Source organism: Arthrobacter sp. LAPM80 (genome assembly GCF_046736435.1).
Lineage (GTDB): Bacteria > Actinomycetota > Actinomycetes > Actinomycetales > Micrococcaceae > Specibacter.
Genome location: NZ_JBCHVD010000002.1, coordinates 175,259 through 200,985, shown reverse-complemented (window position 1 = coordinate 200,985; position 25,727 = coordinate 175,259). Strand labels below are relative to the sequence as shown.

Here is a 25,727-nt window from a genome sequence, read left to right as displayed (position 1 = left end):
AGAAATTCTCCAGGGGGTGGCTTGTGTAAGGCGACACATAAAGTTTAGGGCACTTCGGCGCCGGTAAGATCTCACCTATGACTTCACGTGAGCCGCACCACGCCCCGTCCCCGGCAGATGCCCGTTCCTCCGAACTTCCGTCGGATCTTCCGCGCCTGATCAATTCAGTGATCCTGCCTGGTTTCGTTGGCACAACTGCACCACCATGGTTGGTGCGGGCACTGGAAAACGGGCTGGCCGGCGTCGTCTACTTCGGCCACAACATTGATCCCGACGCACCGGGCCAGGTTTCGTCATTGTCGGCCGCAATCCGCGCAGCCAACCCCGACGCCGTCATCGGCGTCGACGAGGAGGGCGGCAACGTCACGCGCCTGCAGGCCCGCGACGGCTCCACCATTCCCGGCGCTGCAGTGCTCGGCGCCCTGAATGATCCTGCCATCACTACGGCCGCGGGCCGGGTGATCGGCCGCCTGTGCCGTGATGCCGGCATCAACCTGACCATTGCACCCGTGGCCGACGTCAACACCAACCCGCTGAACCCCGTGATTGGCGTGCGTGCCTTCGGCGCCGACACAGCCCTTGTCAGCGCCCACACGGCCGCCGCCGTCACAGGCATCCAGGAACTGCGTGTTGCCGCCTGCGCCAAGCATTTCCCCGGGCACGGCGACACCGTGGCTGACTCACACATGGACACCGCCCGCGTGGAACTGACAATGGCTGAAATGACGGAGTTCCACCTGCCCCCGTTCAAGGCCGCAACGGATGCAGGCGTGGCGTCCATGATGAGCGCGCACATCATCATCCCCGAACTGGGCGAGGCCCCGGCAACCCTGAACCCGGCCGCGGCACGGCTGCTGCGGGACATGGGTTTTGACGGCGTGCTGATCACCGACGCGCTTGACATGGCCGCCGTTCGCGTTACTGTCGGCCCCGGCGAGGGTGGTGTTCTGGCGCTGCTGGCCGGCAACGACCTCCTTTGCGTGGGCAACCCGCTGAACGCCTACACCACAGGGCGCGACGACGAGTCCTGCTACGTGGAGGTCTATGACGCCTTGTTCGAGGCCGTAGTGTCCGGGCGCCTGCCCGTGGAGGTGCTGCGCCGTGCGGCAGCCCGGACCCAGGCGCTTGCACGCTGGAGCGCCGGGGAGATTGTGGGTGGGACGCACGACGACGTCGACTGGGTTTCGGTCGCTGCCCGCGCCTGCCGGGTGGACGCATTGGGCGCGGCCTCGCTGCGCGCAACGCCCGTGCTCACCGGTTCAGGCGTCGTCACCCTCGTCGATGCCCGCACCGGGCACAACATGGCTGCCGGTCCCACCGAGAACTTCATCGCCACTGCGTTGGCGGGCTACGCCGTGACCGAATTCAACGCCGTCGAGCTTTCAAGTGCCGAGCTTGAAGTTGCCCTCATGCAGGCGCGGGGCGCAGTGCTTGTCATCGTCGATTCGATGGCCTCCCCAAAGCAACAGGAATCGCTTGAACTTGTCTTCGCCACGGCACCGGCGGCCGTGTGCATCAACGCAGGCCTGGCGCCCGTTGCACCCACAACCCACGCAGCCATCCACTGCCACGGATTCAGCAAGGTCACGGCCGAAGCCGTGATCAGCCTGCTGGAACAGACATAAGGAGCACCATGAGCACCCCCGAAAATTCAACCGTGATCGGCGCCGTCCGCTCCGAGATCGGCGGGCTTGTCACGGAGTCCTCAAACCCCCTGTACCCGGACCTGGCCGCCCTGTCCACGGCAGAACTTGTAGCCGCCATGAACGCGGAGGACGCACGTGTCCCGGCCGCCATTGAACAGCAGCTCCCTGCCATCGCCGCCATCATCGACGAGATTGCCGCCCGCATGTCACGCGGCGGGCGGCTCATCTACGTGGGCGCTGGGACCCCCGGCCGCCTGGGCATCCTGGACGCCAGCGAATGCCCGCCCACTTTTGGCACCGATCCGTCACTGGTGGTCGGCGTCATTGCCGGGGGCCGGGCCGCCGTCAACCAGGCAGTTGAAAACGCCGAGGACAGCGAGGAGTCAGGTGCCGCCGACATGGCAGTGCTGGAGCTGACACCCAACGACTCCGTGGTGGGCATTGCCGCCTCAGGCCGCACCCCCTACGTCATCGCCGCAGTCACCGCAGCCCGCGCCCGGGGCGCCTACACTGTTGGCTTCGCCTGCAACAACAACTCCGCGCTCGGAGCCGCCGCGGACACCGCACTTGAGATTGAGGTAGGCCCTGAAGTCCTGACAGGGTCCACACGCCTGAAGTCAGGTACCTGCCAAAAGCTAGTCCTGAACATGATCAGCACCATCACCATGGTCCGTCTCGGCAAGACGTACAGAAACGTCATGGTCGACCTCCGCGCCACGAACGCCAAGCTGCATGCCCGCAGCGAGCGCACCCTGATGCAGGTCACCGGCTGCGACGCCGCCACCGCCACCGCAGCACTTTCTGCCGCCGAGGGCCACGTCAAGGCCGCCATCCTTGCCATCATGACAGGCCTGTCCGCCAGCCAGGCCGCCACGCTGCTGGCAGAGAACTCCGGTTTCCTGCCGGCTGCCATCGACGCCGGCACCCCCTAGACTGCTTTCCCTCCCCCTCCCATCCCCTACCAGGTACGACGGCGGCACCCATCATGAGCCCAACCCTCCCCTCCACGACAGCACAGTTGCAACGCGACCTCCAGCGCCTGCTGGACCAGGCAGTCAAGGATGGTGTGGCACCCGCGGTGAGTTGCGCCGTCGCACTTGCCGGCAAGGACTTGCCTGTCCTTGCCGCAGGGAAGGCCGGACGCCACACTTTCTTTGACCTGGCCTCCATCACGAAGCTGTTCACCACTGTCACGGCTTTGATCCTTGTCGATGACGGGAGCCTTGAGCTGGATACGGCCGTGGGCCGTCATCTGCGGGCCTATGCGCGCGGGCCGAAGTCCGCCGTGACGCTGCGGCACCTGCTTACGCACACCTCGGGGCTGCCGTCGGAATGGCGAGGCTGGGATGCTGCCTTGTCGCAGGGGCGCGGCTTTGACCGGCAGGTGCTCGTTGCGGATCTGCTGGCAACGGACCTTGACGGCGCACCGGGAACACGTTTTGAATACTCCTGCGCCGGATTCAATACGGTCATGGCGCTGGCCGAACACGTCACGAAAACGCCCTGGGGGCAATTGGTCAAGGAACGCCTGCTGTACCAGCTGCCAACCCTTGACATCACGGGCACGCCCCGGGTGGAACGCTGCGCACCCACGGAATTCCAGCCCGCACTGGGCCGCGGCCTGGTACAGGGTATTGTGCATGACGAAGCAGCGTGGTCGTTGGGCGGACTCAGCGGCAACGCCGGCATGTTCGCCACGGCCGACGGGTTGCGCGTTTTTGGCACGGCGCTGCGTGACGGACTGCCAGGCATCCTCTCCCCCGGGCTTGCCGCGGAGATGTGGCGCAGCCAGCTGCCCGAAATCCTGGGCGGCAATTTCAACCCTGCCGATCCCGGCTTCGGGCAGGGGCTCGGGCTGCGCATCAACCAGCAGCCATGGATGGGTTCCTCTGGCGTGCAGTCGCGCGGGCACGGCGGGTTCACCGGTACCTCGCTCCTTGTGGACAAGGGACACCGGACGGTGATTGCGCTGCTGACCAACCGGGTGAACCCCAGCCGGGACGGGAACGACGCGACGGGCCTGCGCAAGGCCGTCTCCGACGTCGTCCATTCTTTTGCACCATGAACGGAAAGGCCCCATGAGTACCGCAACCGAACTGTTGAAAGGCGACCAAGTAGTGCAGGAGCTGCCCTGGCGGTGGCGCGTGCAGGGCAGCATTTTCCTCATTGGCGGGCTCGGATTCATGTTCGACGCCTGGGATGTCACGCTCAACGGCTTCCTGATTCCGCTGCTCTCCAAGGAATGGGGGCTCAGCGCGGGTCAGGCAGCGTGGATCGGTACGGCAAACCTGATCGGGATGGCCGTTGGCGCGTTTGCGTGGGGATCCATCGCCGACATCATCGGGCGCAAGAAGGCCTTCACGCTGACCCTTCTGATCTTCTCCCTTTTCACCGTGCTGGGCGCCGTGTCCAACGAGATTGTGCTGTTTTGCGTGTTCCGCTTCATGGCAGGCTTCGGCTTGGGCGGGTGCATCCCTGTGGACTATGCGCTGGTGGGTGAGTTCACACCGCGCAAGCACCGCGGCAGGGTACTGACGGCGATGGACGCGTGGTGGCCGATCGGTGCCACGCTGTGCGGGGTAGTCTCAGCCGTGCTCATGGCGTCGTTTGGGAACTGGCGCTACCTGATGCTTGTCATGGTGCTGCCCGCGCTGCTCGTGTTTTGGGTGCGCGTGCGCGTCCCGGAGTCGCCGCTGTATCTGGTGCGGGCGGGCAAGCGTGCCGAGGCCAAGTCCGTCATCGAGTCCCTCATTTCGCGTACTGGCGCCACGGTGGGCCCCTGGGTGTTGCCCGATCCGGCGTCCGCCCCAAAGCTTTCCCTGGGCAAGGTCACAGACCAGTTGGCCGGGCTGTGGCGCTTCAATTGGCGCATCACAGGCGTTGCGTGGTCGTTGTTCCTGACAATCTTGCTGGTCTACTACGGTGCACTGACGTGGATGCCATCCATTTTGGTGGCCACCGGCTATGCCGAAAACAAGGCGTTCATGGCCACCGCCTCCATGACAGCCATTGGACTGCTCGGTGTGGTGGCGGCCGCACTTCTGGTTGAACGCGTGGGCAGGAAGTGGATCCTGGCCATCACCGGCCCGCTCGCCGCGCTGTCGCTGGTGATTTTTGCGCTGCTATTGGAGGCGCCGGTGGCCGCGCAGGTGTGGCTTTTGGTGTTTGGCTTTGTCATCCAGGTTGCCATCCCCGTGCTGTACACGTACGTGTCCGAGCTGTATCCGACGCACCTGAGGGCGACCGGCTTTGGCTGGGCGTCAACGGTTTCCCGGGTTGGCGCAGGGCTCGTGCCGTTGATTTTCGGTTCGCTGCTGTGGCCTGTGCTGGGATTGCCGCTCACCTTTGCCCTGACAGGTGGGCTGGTGCTGATCGCAGTGGTGTGGATGGCGCTCTGCGCGCCCGAAACCAAGGGTGCCGCGCTCAACTGACGGGAAACCGGGGCACTCAGGCTTCCACCACCTTGGTTCGGTACTCTTCTGTTGACCACAAATTTTCAGCTACCTTGAGGAACACCTATGAGCGCCCTGCTTCCCACCGTTTTCTCCACCGCCGGCCTGCTCGGCGGCTACCAGAGCGCCCGCGCCACGGGCAACCGCCAGCTCGGCGGCGCCGTCCTGGCGGCAGCCGGCGCCGCAGCCTTCATGGGTTGGAAGAAGAACGCCGGAACCGGCACCGCAGCGGCCCTGGCCGCCACCTACGTTGTGGCTTTTGGCGTCTCCCACCCCCTGGCCAAAAAGATGGGCGCCTGGCCTGCCGTTTACACCGTCACCGCTGCGACCGCCATCACTTCATTGGTGTTTGGCCGCACCAGGAAGTAACGTACGCAGGCAAGCAGTTTCCATCACGCACTGATAAAAGGACCCCATGGACCTCGCCGCCGACACCACCGGCTTCCTGCACAGTTTCTGGCTGTATGTAGTCACCGGCGGCTTCGTCATGGTGTCCGGATTGATCCCGCCTGTGCCCAGCACCACGGTCTTCGTGGCACTGGGTGCCCTGGCCGGCCTGGACGGCGGACCCCGCGCCATTGCGCTGGTGCTGGCCATGATGGTCGGAGCCGTGGCCGGTGACCTACTGACGTACTGGTTCACCAAGATGTTCGGAAACACCCGGTGGGGTTCCTCCCGCGGGCCACGGCGCGATAGAGCGGTGGCGGCCGCAACCCGCAGGCTCCGCCAACGCCCCTACATGTTCATGCTGACGTCGCGGTTCATCCCGATGGGGCGACTCTCCTCCAACATTGCCGCGACAGTTGCGGGCTACCCGCTGCGTGCCTTCACGGCTTTTTCCGTGACCTCCGCAGCCATTTGGTCCGCTTATTCGGTGGGCATTGGCATGCTCACCCGGCAGTGGCCGAACATCTCAACGCAATTTGCCGTGGTCATCGCCATCGTGCTTTCGATCGTCCTTGGCTGGCTCGTTGGCAAGGTCTCCACGTGGTTCCTTGACCGGAAAAACTCAAGGCAAGCTGCCGCCGTCGAGCCTTAACCCCTCCCGCCCCACCATCTGTGCCGCAGTTACTGCACAAAATCGGGTTAGGAAAGCGCCTTCCAATGCAATAACTGCGTCATGGATCAGTGGGAGGCACGGGCGAGGTCGCCCAAAACCTTGATGAGAAGCTCGCGCTCGGCCACCTTGATGCGCCCGTGCAGGGAGTCCTCGGTGTCCTCGGGCAGGATGGCGATGGGCGCCTGGGCGATGATGGGGCCCGTGTCCACACCCGCGTCGGCGAAGTGCACGGTGCAGCCAGTGACCTTGACGCCGTAGGCCATGGCGTCGCGGACGCCGTGGGCGCCGGGGAAGGCAGGCAACAGGGCCGGGTGGGTGTTGACGTAGCGGCCCTTGAAGGCATTGATGAAGCTGGGCGCGACGATGCGCATGAACCCGCTGGAAACCACATAATCGGGCTTGTACGCCGAGACGGCCTCCAGGAGCGCGGCGTCCCAATCGGTGCGTGTGGGGAAGTCCTTGAAGTTGACCACGAAGGTGTCAAGGCCTGCCGCTTCGGAACGCTCGATGCCAAAGGTGTCAGGGCGGTCTGCACCCACGGCAGCGATTTCAAGAGGCAGGCTGCCGTCGGCAACGGCGTCAATGACTGCCTGAAGATTTGAACCGGTACCTGAGACTAGGACAACTATGCGCATGCCCACAATTTTAGGGGCAAAGCCGAGGAAGACCCTATTCGGCGGCTTCCTCGCGGCGGCGCAGCAGCGGCAGGCCATCGCGTTCGCCTTCAAGCCAGGGAGCCACCAGGGAACCGATCACGACGCCGATGCCAACCTCGATGCCGACCCACAGTGCGCCGGTGGAAGGGTTCGGTCCCAGTTCGCTCAGACGGCCCAGTCCGACCGATCCCTGGGAAAGCCAGAACAGCACCCCGCAAAAGGCCGTTGCAGCCGCGCCGGTCACTACGCCAAGGAACAGGGTTGAACCGGGCAGGGACAGCCAGCGCTGGCGGATCTTCAGGGAAAGCCATTCGTCCAAGTGGTTCTCACCGGCACGCACAAACCACCAGCCGGCCAGCATGCCGGCAATGACGGGGATGATCAACGCGGCAAATCCCCATGTCATGGTTCCGGCCGGCAGGGCCGCCAGGATCGGAATGGGCGGCACAGGGGCCACCGACGTTCCCAGGGGTGAAACTGTGGAGCCCACGCCGAGATTGAAGCCGTCGCCGCCTGCCCACGCAAGCGACCAGATAGCCAGGTTTGGCATGAACGCGAGTTGTGCGACCGTCAGGGCCGCCCCACCCACTCCACCGGGGCGCAGGGCCTGGTAGACGCCGATGATGTCGGTCCATCGTGCAACAAGGTTGATGGCCAGCATCAGGGCCGAGAGTGACAAGGCAACCATGGCGGCCACAAAACCTGCGCGCATCACTGTCCACACATAGGAGCCCGCCCAGCGCTGGTCCTGGCTTGTCTTCTCTACCCAGTCAGCTGCGCTCATGCCGATGAGCCTGCTCCACGAACCGGCTTCACGCCGCATACCAATGATGAGCCCCGCACCGGTGGGAATGAGCGGAATAAGCATGCTGGCAAGCAGCGGTGCCGCAATGGCCTGGGAACTGCAGACATATCCTGTGGCCAGACCTGCGCCCGAGTAGACAAGCAAGGCACCAAGAAGTGGCTGCCACAGCTGGTCGGTGTAGGACGCCCGGGCAAGCCGCCGCCCCGCCCGCCAGGACAGTAAGAAGGGAATCAGGAGCAACCCGAGGGGAAGCAGGCTGAAGGTTCCGGTCTCCACTGACGCGGAGCTGGGGCCTGCTGCGAGGGTGAGATGGAGTGGAACGCCATGGCCCAGGAGCCAGATCTGGCCCGCCAGCTGGGCGATGATCGAGCCATCCTTCTGCGCGAAGCCGCCCGTAAACCAGACGGCTGTCAGCGGTATCGCCACAATCAGGGCGGAGATAACAAACATTTGGGCAGACTCGAAGGCCCCTTGCAGCCACAGCGGCATGGGAATACCGTCGCGCTGGTGCTTTGCAACTTTGGTGTTCATCGTCTTCAATGGTGCCACACGGCGGACACATGGCTCGCGAACTGCGCCGGTGGACTGTGCCACAAAATCCTGTGAATCGTGCAGCGACCCCTGCGGGCTGGCCAACAGCCCCACACCCTGGCAGGAAAAGCCGGGAGGACCCGGCCGTGCAGGTTATAGATACAGCTTTTTAAATACATTGTTAAATACAAGCAGGGCCCGGGAAAACCCGGACCCTGCCTGCTCCAGCCCTAAGGACTAAAGAGATTGCGCGGTTGCCCGCACGATTTCTTCAGAAATTAGATAGCCTGGATGTTGACTGCCTGAGGACCCTTGGGACCCTGCTCAACATCAAAGGAAACCTTCTGGTTTTCTTCGAGGGAGCGGTAGCCCGAGGAGTTGATTGCGGAGTAGTGTGCGAACACGTCCTGGGACTGGTCATCGGGTGAGATGAAGCCGAAGCCCTTTTCAGCGTTGAACCACTTGACGGTACCTGTAGCCATTATTTCTATTTCCTTCTGAAGTTGGAGATTCCGCCCGACCTTCGGGCCTCCTGTTTTACGGTGTAAGTCCGCTTCTCCAGAAAAGCGACGTCCCCCGAATGGGTGGCGTCGCTTCAACTACAAAAAACGCAACACTACAACTACGTCCAAGTATACATACCAATTGAACAAACGCCACAAAGCGTCGAGAGGTGTGTCACTTTATCGATTCTCACATTTACGAAATCGTCCGTAATTGCCGGGTTTCCGCGGATTCTGGCGGAGCTTTCCGTGACATGGCACTCAGTGTTCACATTTCGTTAACCGGCATGTCGCGGACTATTGCCGCCAACGCCGGGTACGACGCCGGCACCCGCCTCCCGGACCGAATCCCCCCTGATTCTCCTCCCGGGACCAGGCGAAGACGCTTCAGGGGGCTCACGTATAGTGGGGAAAATATGCCGGCGTCGACCGGGGAACACGGAATGAAGGGGCAGTGAATGCGCAGCAGCAGGCAATCCCTCCGCTTTACCGTTCGTACAGTCCTGCTGACCTTCACCGCCTTTGTGCTCATGGCGATTGGTTTAACGGGAGCTCCGGCTTCCCCCGGCACACAGACCACCACCGCCTTGGCCTCCGCAGTCCAGGCAGCCAAACCGCATGCACCACAGATGCAAGCAGCGCAGGGTGCGCGTCCCCTTACGGCCAGTGTTGTGGAAACGACCGGCCAACGCTCAACCGAATGCGTGCCGGGGCGGAATAAGGTCCGGGTTGAACGCGATGCCGTTTCCCCGACCCAGGCACATCTGCAGCACTCTCCCGGCAGCTCCGGGGCCGGACTGTTGTGCGGGGCCCGGGCGGACACTTCCGCGGCAGGGCAGTCCGGCAGGATCCCGGCGGCATTGACTCACCTGGACCTTGGGATCGTCCGGACGTAGACCCGGTGCACCGGCACCCAACCCGGCCTGACAGCAGGCGGCGGGTGTCCGGCGTCGACCATGTCCTTATATATACCTCCGGCGCGCTGCCGGCGGACCGCTTCCACCTGCGGCCGCGAATGTGCCGCGCCTCCACAAGTGTGGGAGTTTGCAGTTGAATACCAAGAAAATGGGCACCAACAAGACCCGGAATGTTGTCCTGGCACTGGTGCTGGGAGTTGTTGTTGTCTTGACCATTGTTTTTGTTGGCGCAGCCGCCAATGAAAACCGTTTGAACGCCGCGGCCCCTCACCTCAGGCCGCCGGCGCCAACGGCGGGCGGCAACGGCCCGGCCGGGGAATTCACCCTTGAGCGGCGCATTGCCGCCGATCCGATGTCGATCGGCGCAGTGGATGCGCCCGTGGTCATGATCGAGTATTCGGACTTCAGGTGCCCGTTCTGTGGTGTCTACGCCCGCAAGACCCAGCCGGAGATCATTAAGAAGTATGTTGATGCGGGCCAGCTGCGCATTGAATGGCGCGACTTGCCGGTTCTGGGCGAAGCATCTGTGAATGCCGCCGTCGCTGCCCGTGCGGCAGGTGCCCAAGATCTGTTCTGGCAGTTCAATGAGGCCGTCTACACCGCCGCCCCCGAAAAGGGCCACTCGGAACTGACGGAGCCTGAGCTCCTGAAGTTCGCCAAGCAGGTCGGCGTGCCCGACATGGTCAGGTTCGCAGCCGACATGAAGAGCCCCGAGCTCCTTGCGCTCGTGAAGGCCGACCTCGCAGAAGGCACGGGGCTGGGACTGAACAGCACGCCGACCTTTGTCATCAACAACCAGTCGATCCCGGGCGCCCAGCCGATGGAGGTCTTCACCCAGGTGATCGACGAGGCATTGGCTAAGGCCAAGTAGCCGTGGATATTGGTTACACGGGAGCCTTCCTTGGCGGAATCCTGACCCTGTTGAGCCCGTGTTCGGTCATGTTGCTGCCGGCGTTTTTTGCCTACGCCTTCGCCAGCCCCACGAAGCTGCTGGGCCGCACCGGATTGTTCTACGCCGGGCTGCTGACAACGTTGGTGCCGATGGGCCTGCTGGCCGGGCTTGTCGGTTCGATGGTCATGCAAAATCGCTCGATGTTGATAGCGGTTGCGGCCGGCGTCGTGATTGTCATTGGTGTTTTGCAGGTCCTCGGCGTGGAGTTTCCTGGGCTGAGCCGACGGGCAGGCGCCGACGGGACATCCGCGGTCTCCGTCTTTGTGCTGGGCACGGTGTATGGCGTGGCCGGCGTGTGTGCCGGCCCCATCCTTGGCTCGGTGCTGGCGGTGGCCGCGGCCGGCGGCAGTCCGCTCTACGGCGGGATCATGCTGGCGATCTTTGCACTGGGCATGGCGCTGCCGCTGCTTGTCCTGTCGCTGGTGTGGACGCGGTTCGGGGTGGGATCGCGGGGCTGGCTGAAGCCCCGCCGTTTCAGGATCGGAGCGTGGGAGAACTCCGTGTGGATGGTGGTCTCGGGTGTCCTGTCGATCGGCATCGGCTCGCTGTTGCTGGAAACACAGGGCACGTCATCCTTGGGCGGCGTGCTGAGCATCGACGCTCAGTACGAGGCCGAGTCGTGGATCGCGGGCCTCTCCGCCAAGATCCCCAACATTGCCTTCGGCGCCTCAGCCTTGGTGGTGCTGCTGGTGGTTGGCGGGGTATATCTGTGGCGCGTGCGCCGGGCTGAGCGGGCAGCGGTGTCGCGGGGCGCCGACCGCGGGCGCGCATGATCTTCGTTGTGGCCGAAAACTTGCAGCGTTAGCCGCTGCGGCGCTGGCTTGTCACTGCCGCAGTTGGCGTGATCGTTTACGTTGTGGTCGCGATTGCGAGAGTGCTCATTCCCAACACGTTCTGCAGCCGCGAGGTCCCGCCAGGGTGGTGGTCCTATGCGGCACTGTGCGCAAGTTCGCTACGGACAGGCCTGCCGCCGGGGTGGGCCCTGCCCCGAATTACCCAGGAGAATGCGTGCAGGGTTCCGGCCACCACGTGGGCTTGGCAGTTGCTGGCGGGGAACTGACCATCACCGGCAGGAATGTCAAGCCGGGGATGACGGCGGCCATCACACTGCGCTCGGATCCCGTTGTGTTGGGCACCGGGTGCAGCACGTCCGGCAGCGAGGAGGAGGCAATGACGCTGCGGTCAGCCTCGCACTGGCTATTGCAGCAGCCAGCTCCCCGTTGGCTTCCAACGGGATCAACGGAACGCTGCTGGGCGGCTCCGCTCTGCTGCTGATCCTGGCTGGCGGGGTGGAGTTCGCGACGACCCCCTCAGTTATCTTCAAAATGGGGGTGCCACCGGCCTCAGGCGCGTTCGAGAATACCGGCCAGATCGGACGACGCCGGGAGGTTGCCGTAGTTGAACGATCGATCGGCGCCCAGCCGGGAGGCGACAAAAGCGTCAGAGACGGCGGCCGGCGCGAACCGCAGCAGCAGTGACGCCTGCAACGCCAGCGCCATGCGTTCGACAACGTTGCGGGCCTGGCCGGCAAACTCATGCGGCGCCCGGCGGATCGGGGCCAGTTGTTCCTGCAGCCGCACGGCAAAGTCGTCAAAGATAGGGTTGGCACCCGAGGCAAGCCGGAGATCGGCAAAGAACGCGTCCACGGTCTCGGGTTCGATGGCCATGGCCCGCAGCACGTCGAGGGCAATCACGTTTCCGGTGCCTTCCCAGATCGCCATGACAGGTTGTTCCCGGTACCGCATGGCGAGGGGGAAGTCCTCAATGTAGCCGTTGCCGCCCAGGCATTCCATGGCCTCGTAGGCGTGGTTGGGGCCGCGCTTGCACACCCAGTATTTGGTGACGGCAGTGGCAAGGCGGCGAAAAGCGAGTTCGGTGGGTCCGCCGTCGTTGTCAAAGGCTCGGGCCAGGCGAAGGCTGACGGCGGTGGCCGCCTCGGCTTCAAGGGCGAGGTCGGCAAGGACGTTTGTCATGGCCGGCTGGTCGATGAGATGCGCGCCAAATGCGCTGCGGTGCCGGGCGTGCCACACGGCCTCGGCCACGGATTGGCGCATGCCGGCTGTCGTGCCAAGGACGCAGTCGAGGCGGGTTTGGCCCACCATGCCCATGATGGCGCGCACTCCCCGCCCCGCCTCGCCGATCCGCCACCCGCGGGTGTCGAGGAATTCCACTTCGGAGGACGCGTTGGAGCGGTTGCCGGCCTTGTCCTTGAGCCGTTGGATCATGAACGGGTTGCGGGCGCCGTCGGGCAGCACGCGCGGCACGAGGAAGCAGCCAAGTCCGGCGTCCTCCTGCGCCAGGACGAGGAAGGCGTCGGACATCGGCGCCGAACAGAACCATTTGTGGCCCGTGAGCATGAAGCCGTCGCCGTAGGGGGCTGCCCGTGTGGTGTTGGCCCGGACGTCCGATCCGCCCTGTTTCTCGGTCATGGCCATGCCGAACAGGGCGCCCGGTTTGCCCGGCGACAGCGACGGTTCGTAGCTGCGCGAGAAGAGCCGCGGCAGCCACTCCCCAGCAATTTCCGGAGCATGGTGCAGGGATTCGACGGCTGCATGGCTCATGGATATGGGGCACGCGTGCCCGGGCTCGACCTGAGCAAAAAGCATGAATTGGGCTGCCCGCACGGCATTGGCGCCACGGCCTGGATGCTCCCACGCGGACGTGTGCGCACCGGCGGCAACGGCCTGGGACATGATGCGGTGGTAGGACGGGTGGTACTCCACCTCATCGATCCGCTGGCCATATTTGTTGTGGGTGTGCAGAACAGGCGGGTTCTTGTGGGCCAGCCGGGCGTCGTCCTGGAACTGTGCAGATCCGACGACGGCGCCCGTCGCCTCGAGCGCGCCAGTCACCCCTGCTTCGCCTGTCTTGTCGGCGTCTCCGATGCTGCGCAAATATTCCTGCAGCGGAATGTTATCGAGGTACTCGTTCACGCCCACACGCGGCGGCGGCTGGTTCGTCACGCGGTGGGTCTCGTGGGCTGCGGATTGGCTGGCTCGTGTGCCGGCATCGTTGACGGTCATGGCATCAGGCTACGCCGCGGCTTACGGGAACGGGGCCGACTCGCCGGTCCCGGCGCATGCCCCGTCAAGGAACCGGGCCACGTCGCGCGGACGGGATAACAGCGTCGAGTGGCTGGAGCGAATCTCGGTCACCGTGGCACCCATGCGGTCTGCCAGCTCCCGTTGCAACATCGGCGGAACGGCGCGGTCCTCCGTTGCCAGAAGATAGTGCGACGGCAACTCCAGCCACGCTGGCGGCCCCACCTTCACCCGATCAAGTCCGATCCGCACCATGCGCTGTGTAGCCGCCGCGATCGCGACAAGCTCGGACGGGGCATCGGCTGCCAGAACGTCGCCAAAGTGTTCCCTATCTATGTAGGTATAGTCCCCTGCCACCACAACGTGTACAGGAATCAGGCTGCCAGGGTATTTGCGGGACAGGCCGCTGACCGATTCGCCCTCGGCCGGAGCAAAAGCCGCAACATAGGCGAGCGCCTCGACGGCATCAACACCGCGGGCCGCTTCGCCAATGACAGCCCCGCCGTAGGACCAACCGGCCAACAAGACCGGCCCCGAAACCGTGGCGAGTGTGCGGCGGACGGAGGCAACGTCGTCGTCGAACGACTCCAGGGACAGCTGTGCCGCAACGGGGGCGTGCCCCATGGCCCGCAACTCGGTGATGACCTTGGACCAGCTCGATCCGTCCGACCACAGTCCGTGCACCAAGACAATCGTCGCCATGGTCCCACCTTCCCTCAAGGGTTTCACCTCAATGTACCAAGGCGAATCCCCTACAGGCAGCTATGGCGTCGAGGACGGCGCCGAAACCGGGCCCAAGCCGTACGTGGTCACCGAGAACGGGGCCAACCCGCCAGAACGACGTATCTTGTGGGTCGGCTCGCGGGTTGGGGGCGTCTTGACGGAGCCGGGCCGCCCAGGACGCAGGAAAACCCCGTCCCCGCGGCCACAGAGGCAGCAGGAACGGGGCCAACCCGCACGCACCAGGAAGACCTGGAACCTACAGGCGCATGTCACCGGTTTCGATGTAGCGCTGGTGCCAGGACAGCGCCTCGCCCATCAGGTGCGGGGTGTGCTTGCCGTAGGAGTCGCGCGATGCACGGGCGAAGTAGTCCTCGAGCATGGGCTTGTAGTCCGGGTGCGCGCAGTTTTCAACAATGACGCGGGCACGCTGCTTCGGTGAGAGGCCGCGCAGATCGGCCAGGCCCTGCTCGGTGATGATGAGCATGGTGTCGTGCTCGGTGTGGTCGACGTGGCTGGCCATGGGAACGATGCCTGAGATCTTGCCGCCCTTGGCCGTCGACGGGGACATGAACGCGCCAAGGTAGCCGTTACGGGCGAAGTCGCCGGATCCGCCGATGCCGTTCATGACATGCGAGCCCACCACGTGCGTGGAGTTCACGTTGCCGTAGATGTCCGCTTCGATCATGCCGTTCAGGGCGATGCAGCCCAGCCGGCGGATCAGTTCGGGGTGGTTGGAAATCTCCTGGGTGCGGAAGACGATGCGCTCACGGTAGAAGTCAACGTTGCGGTTGAACTCCTCGATGCCTGCCTCGGACAGGGAGAAGGACGTTGCGGAGGCGAACGCCAGCGTGCCGTCCTTGAGGAGCTCCAGCATGCCGTCCTGGATGACCTCGGTGTACGCCTTCAGGCCGCGGTATCCACCGCGGGACAGTCCTGCCAGCACGGCATTGGCAATATTGCCCACGCCCGACTGCAGCGGCAGCAGCTTATCGGTCAGGCGGCCGGCCTTGATTTCGACGTCGAGGAAGTCCAGCAGGTGGTTGGCGATCTGGTTTGAGGCCTCGTCGGGTGCGGCGAAGGCGGAGAGGCGGTCCGGTGCGTTCGTCTCCACGACGGCGATGACCTTCTCGGCGTCGACGTGCAGGTACGGGACGCCGATGCGGTCTTCCGGCTCTGTCAGCATGATGGGCTTGCGGTACGGGGGCAGCGCGGTGCCGTAGTAGATGTCGTGCATGCCTTCCATGGAGGCGGACTGCTGCGCGTTGACCTCGATGATCACGGCGTCTGCCATGTCCAGCCAGGTCTTGTTGTTGCCCACCGACGACGACGGGATCAGCTTGCCGTCTTCACGAATCCCGACAACTTCGATGATGGCGATGTTGATGCCGCCGTAGAAGCCGAACCAGGTGTGCTGTGCAACGTGGCTCAAGTGAATGTCCATGTAGTCGAGTTCGCCGTCGTTGATCCGCTTGCGCAGCGCGGGATCCGACATGTACGGCAGGCGCAGCTCAATGCCGCCCACCTTGGCGAGGACGCCGTCGAGCTCGGGGGCCGTGGAGGCGCCCGTGAGGACCTTGATCTTGAAATCCGCGCCGGCCGCGTGCGCGATTTCCATCTGCGCCGCCAGCGCCTGCGGGACGGCCTTAGGGTAGCCGGCACCCGTGAAGCCGCTCATGGCGACCGTCATTCCGGGCTTAATCAGCGCTGCTGCCGCCTCGGGCGACATGCGCTTCTCCAACATTCCAGCGTGGCGGATACGATCGTGCACAGTGGTCCTCTTTCAAAATTTTCCGGTATCATCCGGCAATGTCATCCAAACCACTATAGACGGTGATGCAGCATACACCCAGCCGGATTTCCCGTCCATGACTGTCTTCAAGATTAAGTACGACGCCGGCACCGGGCTTGCGGCGCGAAGTGCACCTTCTCGCACGGCAGGCCATGCGCACGGCGGCAACCGGTGCAACGAACTGAAGTTACCGGGCCAATACTGATAGAAATAGAGCATGACTGAGACTCCCGGCCTCCCACCCGTCCATGGCGAACAGCTGCGGCCGCAGCGTTCACAACTGACAGGAACCGTGGTCTCTCTCATCGGCTGGGCCGTGGTGATCCTGCCCATCATTTTGATGGCGATACTGATTCTCGCGACTGTCATTGAGCCCTCGGCCAGCCTGGCAACCCCGGGCAAGCTGGCACTGATCCTCCTGGGCGCCGTCCTGCTGTTTTGCATGATCGCCGCACCGCACCTGCTGGGCCAGGCCGTCATTCACCGCGAACGTGCCTTGTGGCGTGGGGCAATCATCACCGGCATACCGACAGTCGCCGTCATCTTGTATTTCATCTTCCGCTGGCTCGGCAACCTGGGATGAGCCACCGACCGCCGATGAGCCGCCTCAGAACGCCAAGTTTCCACTCTCCGGGGAGCGGCAGTGTTTGATCCCAACCATTGCGTTAATGTCATGGCGACAATCGCCAGCGAAACTTCTCAGTACCTCCTGTGGGGTACAGCGAGGGACATCGGTGTAGGCGTATGCCTCTACATCAATGCCGATTCCGCTGAAACGATCAAGTTGACTGTTTTGGGCGCCTTCGCTGCGTTCTCTGCCGTCATCTTTGGCTACGCCGGTCCTGGCATCGCCCACAAATTGACGGGAACGGCCAAAGTTCGCAAGCCGATGAAGATCATTGCCAAGCTATGTGAATTCGCAGGCCTGGCACTCACGATCTACGGTATTTGGCAGTTGGGTCGCGACTACACAGGGATGGCTGTGACCGGCGCAGCGAGTGTTGTCGGTTTCATGCTCGTTTGGGCCGTGATTATTTATGGTGTCCCTGAATATTGGAGAAGGCGAAAGTTGGCGGTCGCTACCCGCCAGGTATCTGTGGCTCAGAGGCCAGCGGCCGAGGCCCTCGCAATTCATCCCACAGAGTGCCGCTGCTCACGTGCCTTGACCGGCTGGGAAGTCGCCGGTGTCACCGCAGCCCTCCTCGTGTTCATTGCCGTCACATCCCGCTTGGCACCTGCGAGAAACGCCGAATCCTCAGCCACGGTAGTCCGCCATGACTGATTCCATCCTGAGCAAGCAGCCACCATCCCCCCGAATCCACAGCGGCGGCCCAGCCGGGCCTGCCAGAATAATTCCATGCCCCGCCCCCACAGCGAGATCCCGTCCCAACGATTGGCCGTTGGCCGGTCGCAGTCTGTTGCACCCGGAAAGCCGCTGCGCGCCATCTGGTGGACCATCGGAATAACGCTCGTCGGCTGGATAATTCTGCTCTACCCCGTGGTGCTGCTGGCGGCGATTTCACTGGTGGTCATGACGGGTTCCCTTGATTCCTCGGTCACCGCGTCGGGCGTGACCCTCGGCATCCTTGGCCTGCTTGCCACACTGTGCATGGCGGCATTTCCCCCGCTGCTGGGATTCGCCGTGAGACTACGACGCCGGTCCCTCTGGATCTTGGCGCTTCTCACCTGCGCTGTGAGTATTGCCGCGTGCATTTACCTCACGGTGGACTGGCTGATCCCGCTGGGCTGATCCAGGCCGTGCCGCCTGCTCGAGCACGGCGCAAGCCAAGGTGGCAGCGAAACTACTGGGCGCCGTCGTGCCTAATAAACTCCACGGCAGCAGGCTCGGGCCTATCCAGCGTGGGGTCCTCGGCGGCCAGTCGGGTGCGCATGACGGCGATGGCCTCGGGGTTCTGGTCCACGAGCACGAACTTGCGCTCAAGCTGCAGGGCAGCGGCCCCAGTGGTCCCGCTGCCGCCGAAGAAATCCAGAACCCAGTCGCCGCGCTCGGTGCTGGCCGCGATGATGCGGCGCAGGATCCCAAGCGGTTTTTGGGTGGGGTAGCCCGTCTTTTCCTTGCCCATCGGCGAGACGATGGTGTGCCACCAGGTATCGGTGGGGAGCTTGCCCAGGGCCACTTTTTCGGGCGTGACGAGGCCGGGCGCCATGTAGGGCTCGCGGTCAACCTCGGCGCTGTTGAAGTAGTACGTTTTGGGGTTTTTGACATAGACGAGGATGTTGTCGTGCTTGGCGGGCCACTTCTTTTTGGTGCGGGCGCCGTAATCGTAGGCCCAGATGATCTCGTTGAGGAAGCATTCGCGGCCAAAGAGCGCGTCAAGGAGGACTTTCGCGTAGTGGACTTCGCGGTAGTCAAGGTGCAGGTACAGGGTGCCGTCATCGGCCAGCAGGCGCCAGGCCTCCTCGAGCCGGGGCTCCAGGAATTCCCAGTAGTCGCCGAAGGAATCGTTGTAGCTGAGCGTCAGGCCCTTGATGGTGTCGTAGCTGCGGCCCTGAAAACCCACGCGCGAGCCGCTTTCGCTGCGCACGTTGGTCATGTTGTTGCGGGCCTGGACCTTGCCTGTGTTGAACGGCGGGTCAATGTAGATGAGCCGGAAACTCGCGTCCGGCAGGGTCCCCAGGAAGCCGAGGTTGTCACCTTCGACCACCAAGTTGTTCCCTGTTGCCTGCCAGGAGGTTGCCGAGGCCGGGCCTTGGGGTGCTTCACTTGCGTCCGATGTCATGCCTCAAGGCTAGCGGGGCGGCCTGCAGTGCCGAAACCGGGGCATCTTGTGCCGGACGGATCCGGCGGGTTTGTCAGGCGGGCTGCAGCCTGCACTAAGCGGGCACGGAAAATTCGCGCTAGTGTCGATAAATGGCATTCCACAATGGTTCAGCTCAGGACACCACAACCACCGGCAATGAAAGCGGCGGATTCGTCCAAGTCCGCGGCGCCCGTGAGAACAATCTGAAAAACGTGGACGTGGACGTCCCCCGCGATGCAATTGTCGCCTTCACCGGCATTTCCGGAAGCGGCAAATCATCGCTGGCCTTCGGCACAATTTTTGCTGAGGCCCAACGCAGATACTTTGAATCGGTAGCCCCGTATGCGCGCCGCCTCATCCAGCAAGGCAACACGCCCCGGGTCGAATCCATTGCGGGCCTGCCTCCCGCGGTGGCCATGCAGCAGCGGCGCGGGACCCCCAGCACCCGTTCCTCCGTGGGGACGGTGACAACGCTCTCAAATTCGCTGAGGATGCTATTTTCCCGCGCGGGTGACTACCCTGCGGGTGCGGAGATCTTGTACTCCGATTCGTTCTCACCCAACACCGTGGCCGGGGCGTGCCCGGTCTGCCATGGCTTGGGAACGGCCCACACCGTCACCGAGGAACTGCTGGTTCCGGACCCGAACCTCACAATCCGGGAAGGTGCCGTCGCAGCCTGGCCCAGTGCCTGGCAGGGGAAAAACCTGCGTGACATCCTCACCCACTTGGGCTACGACGTCGACGTTCCCTGGAAGAAGCTGCCCAAAAAGGAGCGCGACTGGATCCTTTATACCGAGGAGCAGCCTGTTGTGGAGGTGACCCCGCAACGGGACCGGGTGGCCAAGCCCTACAAGGGAAGGTTCTGGAGTGCCCGCAGCCATGTGCTGCACACATTGGCGAACACCAAGAGTGTTCCCATGCGAGAAAACGCGCTGACGTTCATGCATTCAGGACCGTGCCCCGAATGCGCCGGAAGCGGGCTGAAAACACAGGCCATGGCGGTGACAGTTGAGGGCATGAACATTTCCGCCATGAATGCCCTGCCCCTGACGGAACTCGCCGCCTCCCTGCAGAGGCTCACCGCTGTCCCGGCCGGAGATGACGGCAGCCGCACGGCAGTCGCGGCGGCGATCGCTGCGGACCTGCGCCAACGCATCACGGTGCTGCTGGATCTGGGTCTGGGGTATCTGAGCCTGGGCCGCAGCACACCAACCCTCTCCCCCGGTGAAATGCAGCGGCTGCGCATTGCCACCCAGCTCCGTTCGGGTCTGTTCGGGGTCATTTACGTCCTGGATGAACCCTCCGCCGGGCTGCATCCTGCCGATGCCGAGCCGCTCTTGGAAGTGCTGGAAAAGCTCAAGAGTTCCGGAAATACCGTCTTCATCGTCGAGCACAACATGGACATGGTCCGGCGCGCGGACTGGCTGGTTGATGTGGGCCCCCAGGCCGGGGAACACGGCGGCCGGATTGTCTATAGCGGCCCGGTCAAGGGGATTGCCGGTGTCAAGGAGTCCCTCACGCGCCCGTTCCTCTTGGAGGGGGCGTCACCTGCCACCCCTCTGTCTCCAGACGCCGACGCCGTCGAGCTTGGCACCGATGCGCGGCGTGTCCCGCAAGGCTGGATGGAGATGGCGGGAATCACCGTCCACAACCTCCGGGACGTTGACGCACGGGTGCCGAGGAACGTTCTGACAGCCATTACCGGCGTTTCGGGCTCGGGCAAGTCCACGCTGCTGCAGGTGTTGAACGGCACCGCCGGCGGTCATGACGAGGACGGCGAGGACGGTTTGGGCGCGTCGGCCACGGATTCGGGGTTCGACGGTGTGGATCGCGTGGTGCAGGTGGACCAGCGCCCCATTGGCCGGACTCCGCGCTCCAACCTCGCCACCTACACGGGAATGTTCGACGCCGTACGGCGCGAGTTTGCTGCCACGGCCCAAGCACGCGCCAAGGGTTTCACCGCGGCGCGGTTCTCCTTCAATGTTGCCGGTGGGCGCTGCGAAACGTGCCTGGGCGAAGGGGCGGTTGCCGTGGAGCTGCTGTTCCTTCCGGGCAGCTACGGGCCATGCCCGGTCTGCCACGGCTCCCGTTTCAACGACGAGACCCTGTCCGTGGAATTCATGGGACACACCATTGCCGAGATTCTGGGGTTGACGGTGGATGCGGCTGCGCAGGTGCTTGCGGGAATCCCCGCCGCGGCACGGAGCCTGGCCACCTTGCGCGAAGTGGGGCTGGGGTATCTCCGTCTGGGCCAACCTGCCACGGAGCTCTCCGGCGGCGAGGCGCAGAGGATCAAGCTGGCCACCGAGCTGCAGCGTCCCAAGCGCGGCCACACGCTGTATCTTTTGGATGAACCCACCACAGGGCTGCACCCAGCCGATGTGCAGCTGCTGATGCATCAGCTCAACCGGCTGGTGGAGGCCGACAATACTGTGGTGGTGGTGGAGCACGACATGGAGGTGGTTGCCGCCGCCGATTGGGTCATCGACCTGGGGCCGTCGGGCGGGGCAGACGGCGGCCGTATCATGGCAACAGGGTCACCCGAGGATGTGGCCTCAGCCAAGGGCAGCCGGACCGCACCCTACCTGGCTGCGGCGTTGGCGAGGCGTTAACTGGGGCTGAGCGGCGCCGGCTGGGGCTGAGCGGCGCCTACCCCAGGCGTTGACCGTTTCCGTGGCAACACCCGGGGCTGGTCAGACGTGGTCGGCTTTTAGCCGCGCAGGACATCCTTGGTGGCGTGGTTGTAGTGGAACGTGACGGTTCCACCGGCGTGGGAGAACTCGTGATTGGCGCCGTCGAGCACGCCGAAAGCGCCGTAGTTTTCATCCCAGCTGCCGTTGACAACGGCCTTGTAGCTGTAGTGGCCCCGGGGAAGATCGGCGGTCAGCTGCCAGAGCCCGCCGATGCTGTCCAGGTCCATCTGCACGGCGGAATGGCTGGGGTCCCAGTTTCCGGAGGCCCCCAGCTTGGTGCCGAAATCACCCACCAGGGCCACGGAGGCCGGCTGGTTTTCAGGTGTGACGCCGGACGCTGCCTGCTGCTGTTCAGCAGCAGCTTCGGCGGGCTTCTGCGTCGCAGAAAGCTTCTTGGCGGGAGCTTTTTTGGCCGGAGCTTTCTTGGCTGCGGCCGCTGCCGGTGCGTCAGCCGGCTTTTGCGGCAGCGGGGTCCCTTCAGGAATCAAGGTGCCGTTACTGAGTGCGTCGGCCAGTTTTTCCACCGTGTCAAAAGCGACCGTGGCGCGCAGCCCGTTGTCGGTGATGGCCCAGCCGCTGCGACCCTTGCTCATCCAGCCTGCCTTGACGAGGTCGGCTGTGGCCTTGGTCAGGTTCTTATGCCCGCGGGGAATGCCGCCGCTGAGAAGCTCTGACTCTTCCTTGGTGAAAGGAATCCGGGCAGTGGCTTCGGCCAAGACCTCTCCCCCATTGGGCTTCTCATCCAGCCACGATCCGGCTGCCATGATGTCCAGAACTTCCTTGAGCCGGCGGTTGGTGTTATCTCGAACGGACACAGTGATCCTCCTGTAGGAACGGTTACCGTTCCACTGTGGCACGTAGAACGGCTACTGCGCAGTACGTGACGCAATTACTGCGACCACCGCCTTGAAGACGGGTTCAAGCTACTATTGGGCCACTGCTGCCGCATCCGCAAACACATCAGCAGGCATGGGGCGCTGCAGCTTCCAGGTGATGGCAATCGGCTTCTCGCCCTTGTGCTGGACATAGTCAACCTGCCCGAGACACGTATAGGGCATGGTCAGCCCGGTCTCATCCTCCGCCACTTCCCGGGTGAACAAGACAACTCGGGAGCCGTGAGACCTTCGGTTCAGATAGCGCTGACCGGTCGGGCTACTTGGCGATGTGGCATTCTGCGACTCCCAATGGAACAGCTCGGGGCTGATGGCGTAGTCCTTGTACATGGTGGTCGCCGAGTGGTTGGCTTCGTCCTTATTAAGGGTCACGAAGAAGGCATCCGTGCGCGTGGCCGGGCACCATGCAACGCCTTCGCGATGGCTAACATTCTTGCCGAGTTCCAGAGACCCGTACTCCAACGCCGCCAGTATCTCTTCGCGTCGATAGCTGGAGTGTGAGAGCAACGGAATTCCGGCCAACTCCATGCCCAGGCTCTTCCCCGCGCGTTTGGAGGCCGCGGCTCCCATGGCAACGATCTGCTGAATCTCATGGCACACGTACGGATACCGCCTCAGGTACTCGAAGCCCGCATCGTAAGAAGTAAACCCTCCGGCGTCGGCCCACAGTGTGTAGAAAAGCATTCGAGCAAAGACCTGCTCCCGCGAGGTCAACTCTGAATACGCCGGAGCGTCGTCGGATACCAGCATGGAATACGCATCTGCGCGCTCCTTGTCATCAACATGGATCAACGCTGCCATGCGTGACAGCAGTTTGGTCTCGGCGCTAAGCGACAACTCATCAAGCTTGTCCTTAATCAGCACTTCGGAGGCCGAGAGCCCCTGGATCAGGTTCGCCTGCCGCAGGTATCCAGTCCAGGAGTCCTTCGTCGACCGGTAGATGGTCTTGATGTCGTTTCCGGACATCGCCAGGTATTCCCCAAGCAGCACCTCGGCGTATGACTTGATGTCCTTGACCAGGCTGGGGCGGTTCAATTTCAGTTGTGCCTTCAAACTGGTCAGCACAACGCCCTTGGCAACCCGGTCAAGGATGATCTGCGATCCAGATGGCAGGAACGGGAAATCATCATCAACAGCCTTCGTGAGCTGTTTCCGGCCATATCCGGTCAGTGCACGGTAGCGGACATCGAACCGGAACTCGCGGTGTTGCTGACCGATAAAATCCAGAACAGTCAGGACGGACTTGCCCGGGGCCCGGCGCAGCCCGCGTCCGAGTTGCTGGATGAAGATCGTGGAACTCTGTGTCGGTCGAAGCAGCAGGATCGTATCCATCTGGGGCAGGTCCAAACCCTCGTTGAACAGATCAACGGCGAAGATGCAGTTGATCTCCCGGTCACGCAGGCGTCGAAGCGCGAGGGTCCGTTCGCCGCAGTCCGTCTGGCCTGAAACGGCGACCGAGGCGATCCCTGCCCGGTTGAACACGTCAGCCATGAAAACGGCGTGCTGGACGGAGACGCAGAATCCGATGGCGCGCATGTCCGCCGTGCTGGTGACCTTGTCCCGCAGTTCTCGAATGACCTTTGCAGCGCGCGCATCATTGCCGGTATAGAGCTGGCTTAGCTGCGCCAAGTCGTAGGAGCCGCGTTTCCACTGAAGATGGCGCAGGTCGACGTCGTCCGAGACGCCGAAATAGTGGAACGGAACCAGCAGATCCGCATCGAGTGCATCCCACAGTCGCAGTTCGCTGGCCGTGCGCCCTTCGAAGAATTCGTCGGCAACGTGAATTCCATCGCCGCGCTCGGGCGTTGCTGTGAGCCCCAACAGTTCCGCCGGGGTGAGGTGGTCGATGAGTTTACGGTAAGTGGGCGCTGCCGAATGGTGGAACTCGTCGATGACGACGACGTCGAACCGGTCAGCGGGCAACTCATCAATGCCCTGGGCCGAGAGGGACTGGACACTGGCGAAGACGTGTTTCCATAGCGCGGGCTTGTGCTCACCTACGTACAGTTCGCCGAATGTGCCGTCCTGCATGACGTTGCGGTACGTCGTCATGGACTGTTGCAGAATTTCCTTGCGGTGGGCAATGAAAAGCAGCGAAAGCTCACGCCCGGCAGCTTCGCACAATCGCTTGTAGTCAAGCGCAGCAATCACAGTTTTGCCCGTGCCTGTGGCGGCGACGAGCAGGTTCCGGTGGAAACCCTTGGCCCGCTCGGCCTCCAGGTCCTCCAGCATCTCTTCCTGGTGGAGGAAGGGCAGGATTTCCAAACCGGTCAGGGAATCCGGTGCAGAGGTGAACTTGCCGCCGTTGCGGGACAGGGCAGCATCAAGTTTGTCAGAATCCAGCTCTGGATCGTAGCTCAGGAACGCCCGCTGCTCCCAGTAACTGTCAAAGGTGATGCCAAACTTTTGGAGCAGGGACGGAGTGCCAACATTGGAAAGCCTGACATTCCATTCCAATCCGTCCAGCATGGCGGCTTGGCTCAGGTTCGAGCTGCCAACATAGGCGGTGTCGAAGCCGGTGTTGCGGCGGAACAGCCACGCTTTTGCATGAAGCCTGGTCGATTGGGTTTCATAGCTGATCTTAACCTCTGCGCCGTATTCATTGACGAGCTGGTCGACAGCCCGGCGCTCGGTTGCGCCCATGTAAGTGGTGGTGATGACCCGCAGTTTGCCGCCGCGTTCCTTCAAACCAAGCAAGGCGGAGTCCAGGAGACGGATGCCTGTCCAGCGGATGAAGGCACAGAGCAGATCAACGGAATCCGCCGATTCAATCTCCGTCCTGATTTCGGCCGCAAGATTGGGATCGTCCTTGCCATTGGTGAGAAGTGCACTGTCGCTGAGAAGTGTTGTTGGCCGGCGCAGCTGTCGGCGCTTAAGTGCATCCGGCTTATGAAGGGACTGGAGCTGCTTTGGGCCTTCGGTAACGTGATTGCCGGGGCCGATGCTACTCAGAATCTGGTTAGTCTTGGCAACACGGTCCTCAGCTTTTGTGGCGGTGAGAATAGTGCGGACGGCTTCGGCAACATGACGGGCAAGGATGTCCGGGGACACTTCACTGTCCAGATTGACGATCCCGGGCTGAAGGTCGGGGACAGCCCGAAGCCGTGTATCAAGGTCGTCGGTATGCAGCAGCTCATAGAGTCCCGCGACCAGCAGTTCCGCCGATTCTCCCCCATCAAATATGTTCACCAGGCCAGGCTATGTGGTGGGTGCGACAAAGACTAAAAGTGGTGCCGAGACTACTCGTTAGAAGTCTTGCTCAATCTGGGATCCATAGCGTCGCACATATCCAGCCCACACGAAG

General features: G+C 63.2%; 23 protein-coding genes. 14 read left to right on the top strand and 9 right to left on the bottom strand.

Features of this window, described 5'->3' with window-relative positions; translation table 11 throughout:
• Positions 1 to 77 precede the first annotated feature (77 nt).
• From AAGW05_RS03260 to AAGW05_RS03235, 6 genes are all read left to right on the top strand, one after another.
• Positions 78 to 1,625 (top strand): glycoside hydrolase family 3 protein, encoded by a 1,548-nt coding sequence (locus tag AAGW05_RS03260; RefSeq protein ID WP_411803037.1) that lies wholly within the window; start codon positions 78 to 80, stop codon positions 1,623 to 1,625.
• Positions 1,626 to 1,633: 8 nt separating this feature from the next.
• Positions 1,634 to 2,578 (top strand): N-acetylmuramic acid 6-phosphate etherase, encoded by a 945-nt coding sequence (gene murQ / locus AAGW05_RS03255; RefSeq protein ID WP_411803036.1) that lies wholly within the window; start codon positions 1,634 to 1,636, stop codon positions 2,576 to 2,578.
• Between the two features lie 53 nt (positions 2,579 to 2,631).
• A complete protein-coding gene (locus AAGW05_RS03250; RefSeq protein WP_411803035.1) occupies positions 2,632 to 3,711 on the top strand; it encodes a serine hydrolase domain-containing protein in 1,080 nt (359 codons plus the stop codon).
• A gap of 13 nt (positions 3,712 to 3,724) precedes the next feature.
• Positions 3,725 to 5,077 carry an MFS transporter gene (locus tag AAGW05_RS03245; protein ID WP_411803034.1) on the top strand — a complete coding sequence of 451 codons (1,353 nt, stop codon included), beginning with the start codon at positions 3,725 to 3,727 and terminating at the stop codon, positions 5,075 to 5,077.
• Positions 5,078 to 5,164: 87 nt separating this feature from the next.
• Positions 5,165 to 5,467 (top strand): hypothetical protein, encoded by a 303-nt coding sequence (locus AAGW05_RS03240; protein ID WP_411803033.1) that lies wholly within the window; start codon positions 5,165 to 5,167, stop codon positions 5,465 to 5,467.
• A 46-nt stretch (positions 5,468 to 5,513) separates the two neighbouring features.
• Entirely contained in the window at positions 5,514 to 6,137 is a 624-nt protein-coding gene (locus AAGW05_RS03235) for a DedA family protein (protein WP_411803032.1), read from the top strand.
• 86 nt (positions 6,138 to 6,223) lie between these two features.
• Here AAGW05_RS03235 and purN read toward each other — a convergent pair whose 3' ends face one another.
• The 3 genes from purN to AAGW05_RS03220 all read right to left on the bottom strand — a co-directional run bounded on the left by purN (position 6,224) and on the right by AAGW05_RS03220 (position 8,632).
• On the bottom strand, positions 6,224 to 6,793 hold the full coding sequence (gene purN / locus AAGW05_RS03230) for a phosphoribosylglycinamide formyltransferase (RefSeq protein WP_411803031.1): 570 nt from the start codon (positions 6,791 to 6,793) through the stop codon (positions 6,224 to 6,226).
• 34 nt (positions 6,794 to 6,827) lie between these two features.
• On the bottom strand, positions 6,828 to 8,150 hold the full coding sequence (locus AAGW05_RS03225) for a DUF6350 family protein (RefSeq protein ID WP_411803030.1): 1,323 nt from the start codon (positions 8,148 to 8,150) through the stop codon (positions 6,828 to 6,830).
• 278 nt (positions 8,151 to 8,428) lie between these two features.
• On the bottom strand, positions 8,429 to 8,632 hold the full coding sequence (locus AAGW05_RS03220) for a cold-shock protein (protein ID WP_038467205.1): 204 nt from the start codon (positions 8,630 to 8,632) through the stop codon (positions 8,429 to 8,431).
• Positions 8,633 to 9,111: 479 nt separating this feature from the next.
• On the opposite strand from AAGW05_RS03220, the gene AAGW05_RS03215 reads away from it, so the two are divergent.
• From AAGW05_RS03215 to AAGW05_RS03205, 3 genes are all read left to right on the top strand, one after another.
• A complete protein-coding gene (locus tag AAGW05_RS03215; RefSeq protein WP_411803029.1) occupies positions 9,112 to 9,549 on the top strand; it encodes a hypothetical protein in 438 nt (145 codons plus the stop codon).
• A 154-nt stretch (positions 9,550 to 9,703) separates the two neighbouring features.
• The gene (locus AAGW05_RS03210) at positions 9,704 to 10,441 is read left to right on the top strand and encodes a DsbA family protein (protein ID WP_411803028.1); all 738 of its coding nucleotides are present in this window, start codon (positions 9,704 to 9,706) and stop codon (positions 10,439 to 10,441) included.
• A gap of 2 nt (positions 10,442 to 10,443) precedes the next feature.
• Positions 10,444 to 11,295 (top strand): cytochrome c biogenesis CcdA family protein, encoded by an 852-nt coding sequence (locus AAGW05_RS03205; protein ID WP_411803027.1) that lies wholly within the window; start codon positions 10,444 to 10,446, stop codon positions 11,293 to 11,295.
• A gap of 570 nt (positions 11,296 to 11,865) precedes the next feature.
• Here the strand turns inward: AAGW05_RS03205 and AAGW05_RS03200 are convergent.
• The 3 genes from AAGW05_RS03200 to AAGW05_RS03190 all read right to left on the bottom strand — a co-directional run bounded on the left by AAGW05_RS03200 (position 11,866) and on the right by AAGW05_RS03190 (position 16,054).
• The gene (locus AAGW05_RS03200) at positions 11,866 to 13,545 is read right to left on the bottom strand and encodes an acyl-CoA dehydrogenase family protein (protein WP_411803026.1); all 1,680 of its coding nucleotides are present in this window, start codon (positions 13,543 to 13,545) and stop codon (positions 11,866 to 11,868) included.
• A 21-nt stretch (positions 13,546 to 13,566) separates the two neighbouring features.
• Positions 13,567 to 14,265: an alpha/beta fold hydrolase gene (locus AAGW05_RS03195; RefSeq protein ID WP_411803025.1), complete on the bottom strand. Its 699-nt coding sequence runs from the start codon at positions 14,263 to 14,265 to the stop codon at positions 13,567 to 13,569.
• A 277-nt stretch (positions 14,266 to 14,542) separates the two neighbouring features.
• The gene (locus AAGW05_RS03190) at positions 14,543 to 16,054 is read right to left on the bottom strand and encodes an acetyl-CoA hydrolase/transferase family protein (RefSeq protein ID WP_411803024.1); all 1,512 of its coding nucleotides are present in this window, start codon (positions 16,052 to 16,054) and stop codon (positions 14,543 to 14,545) included.
• Between AAGW05_RS03190 and AAGW05_RS03185 the strand changes: the two genes are divergently transcribed.
• From AAGW05_RS03185 to AAGW05_RS03170, 4 genes are all read left to right on the top strand, one after another.
• On the top strand, positions 15,960 to 16,280 hold the full coding sequence (locus AAGW05_RS03185) for a hypothetical protein (protein WP_411803205.1): 321 nt from the start codon (positions 15,960 to 15,962) through the stop codon (positions 16,278 to 16,280). The two genes, AAGW05_RS03190 and AAGW05_RS03185, sit on opposite strands and share 95 nt — an antisense overlap.
• Positions 16,281 to 16,292: 12 nt before the next feature.
• The gene (locus AAGW05_RS03180) at positions 16,293 to 16,658 is read left to right on the top strand and encodes a hypothetical protein (RefSeq protein ID WP_411803023.1); all 366 of its coding nucleotides are present in this window, start codon (positions 16,293 to 16,295) and stop codon (positions 16,656 to 16,658) included.
• A gap of 90 nt (positions 16,659 to 16,748) precedes the next feature.
• Positions 16,749 to 17,357: a hypothetical protein gene (locus tag AAGW05_RS03175; protein WP_411803022.1), complete on the top strand. Its 609-nt coding sequence runs from the start codon at positions 16,749 to 16,751 to the stop codon at positions 17,355 to 17,357.
• A gap of 75 nt (positions 17,358 to 17,432) precedes the next feature.
• Positions 17,433 to 17,825, top strand: coding sequence for a hypothetical protein (locus tag AAGW05_RS03170; protein WP_411803021.1), 393 nt, complete (start codon positions 17,433 to 17,435; stop codon positions 17,823 to 17,825).
• A gap of 52 nt (positions 17,826 to 17,877) precedes the next feature.
• On the opposite strand, the gene AAGW05_RS03165 is transcribed toward AAGW05_RS03170, so the two are convergent.
• Positions 17,878 to 18,816, bottom strand: a complete 939-nt coding sequence (locus AAGW05_RS03165; RefSeq protein ID WP_411803020.1) for a DNA-methyltransferase — start codon at positions 18,814 to 18,816, stop codon at positions 17,878 to 17,880.
• Between the two features lie 131 nt (positions 18,817 to 18,947).
• On the opposite strand from AAGW05_RS03165, the gene AAGW05_RS03160 reads away from it, so the two are divergent.
• Entirely contained in the window at positions 18,948 to 21,449 is a 2,502-nt protein-coding gene (locus AAGW05_RS03160) for an ABC transporter (RefSeq protein ID WP_411803019.1), read from the top strand.
• A 98-nt stretch (positions 21,450 to 21,547) separates the two neighbouring features.
• Here the strand turns inward: AAGW05_RS03160 and AAGW05_RS03155 are convergent, their stop codons facing one another.
• Both AAGW05_RS03155 and AAGW05_RS03150 read right to left on the bottom strand, forming a co-directional pair.
• Complete coding sequence (locus AAGW05_RS03155) at positions 21,548 to 22,345, bottom strand: glycosidase (RefSeq protein ID WP_411803018.1); 798 nt, start codon at positions 22,343 to 22,345, stop codon at positions 21,548 to 21,550.
• Positions 22,346 to 22,456: 111 nt separating this feature from the next.
• Complete coding sequence (locus AAGW05_RS03150) at positions 22,457 to 25,576, bottom strand: DUF3427 domain-containing protein (RefSeq protein WP_411803189.1); 3,120 nt, start codon at positions 25,574 to 25,576, stop codon at positions 22,457 to 22,459.
• Between the last annotated feature and the right edge of the window lie 151 nt (positions 25,577 to 25,727).

Excerpts from the sequence above, each read along its gene's own strand:
- AAGW05_RS03260 (WP_411803037.1), top strand. The coding sequence starts at position 78 with ATGACTTCACGTGAGCCGCACCACGCCCCGTCCCCGGCAGATGCCCGT.
- murQ (WP_411803036.1), top strand. The coding sequence starts at position 1,634 with ATGAGCACCCCCGAAAATTCAACCGTGATCGGCGCCGTCCGCTCCGAG.
- AAGW05_RS03250 (WP_411803035.1), top strand. The coding sequence starts at position 2,632 with ATGAGCCCAACCCTCCCCTCCACGACAGCACAGTTGCAACGCGACCTC.
- AAGW05_RS03245 (WP_411803034.1), top strand. The coding sequence starts at position 3,725 with ATGAGTACCGCAACCGAACTGTTGAAAGGCGACCAAGTAGTGCAGGAG.
- AAGW05_RS03240 (WP_411803033.1), top strand. The coding sequence starts at position 5,165 with ATGAGCGCCCTGCTTCCCACCGTTTTCTCCACCGCCGGCCTGCTCGGC.
- AAGW05_RS03235 (WP_411803032.1), top strand. The coding sequence starts at position 5,514 with ATGGACCTCGCCGCCGACACCACCGGCTTCCTGCACAGTTTCTGGCTG.
- purN (WP_411803031.1), bottom strand. The coding sequence starts at position 6,793 with ATGCGCATAGTTGTCCTAGTCTCAGGTACCGGTTCAAATCTTCAGGCA.
- AAGW05_RS03225 (WP_411803030.1), bottom strand. The coding sequence starts at position 8,150 with ATGAACACCAAAGTTGCAAAGCACCAGCGCGACGGTATTCCCATGCCG.
- AAGW05_RS03220 (WP_038467205.1), bottom strand. The coding sequence starts at position 8,632 with ATGGCTACAGGTACCGTCAAGTGGTTCAACGCTGAAAAGGGCTTCGGC.
- AAGW05_RS03215 (WP_411803029.1), top strand. The coding sequence starts at position 9,112 with ATGCGCAGCAGCAGGCAATCCCTCCGCTTTACCGTTCGTACAGTCCTG.
- AAGW05_RS03200 (WP_411803026.1), bottom strand. The coding sequence starts at position 13,545 with ATGACCGTCAACGATGCCGGCACACGAGCCAGCCAATCCGCAGCCCAC.
- AAGW05_RS03195 (WP_411803025.1), bottom strand. The coding sequence starts at position 14,265 with ATGGCGACGATTGTCTTGGTGCACGGACTGTGGTCGGACGGATCGAGC.
- AAGW05_RS03185 (WP_411803205.1), top strand. The coding sequence starts at position 15,960 with ATGGCGACCGTCATTCCGGGCTTAATCAGCGCTGCTGCCGCCTCGGGC.
- AAGW05_RS03180 (WP_411803023.1), top strand. The coding sequence starts at position 16,293 with ATGACTGAGACTCCCGGCCTCCCACCCGTCCATGGCGAACAGCTGCGG.
- AAGW05_RS03175 (WP_411803022.1), top strand. The coding sequence starts at position 16,749 with ATGGCGACAATCGCCAGCGAAACTTCTCAGTACCTCCTGTGGGGTACA.
- AAGW05_RS03170 (WP_411803021.1), top strand. The coding sequence starts at position 17,433 with ATGCCCCGCCCCCACAGCGAGATCCCGTCCCAACGATTGGCCGTTGGC.
- AAGW05_RS03165 (WP_411803020.1), bottom strand. The coding sequence starts at position 18,816 with ATGACATCGGACGCAAGTGAAGCACCCCAAGGCCCGGCCTCGGCAACC.
- AAGW05_RS03160 (WP_411803019.1), top strand. The coding sequence starts at position 18,948 with ATGGCATTCCACAATGGTTCAGCTCAGGACACCACAACCACCGGCAAT.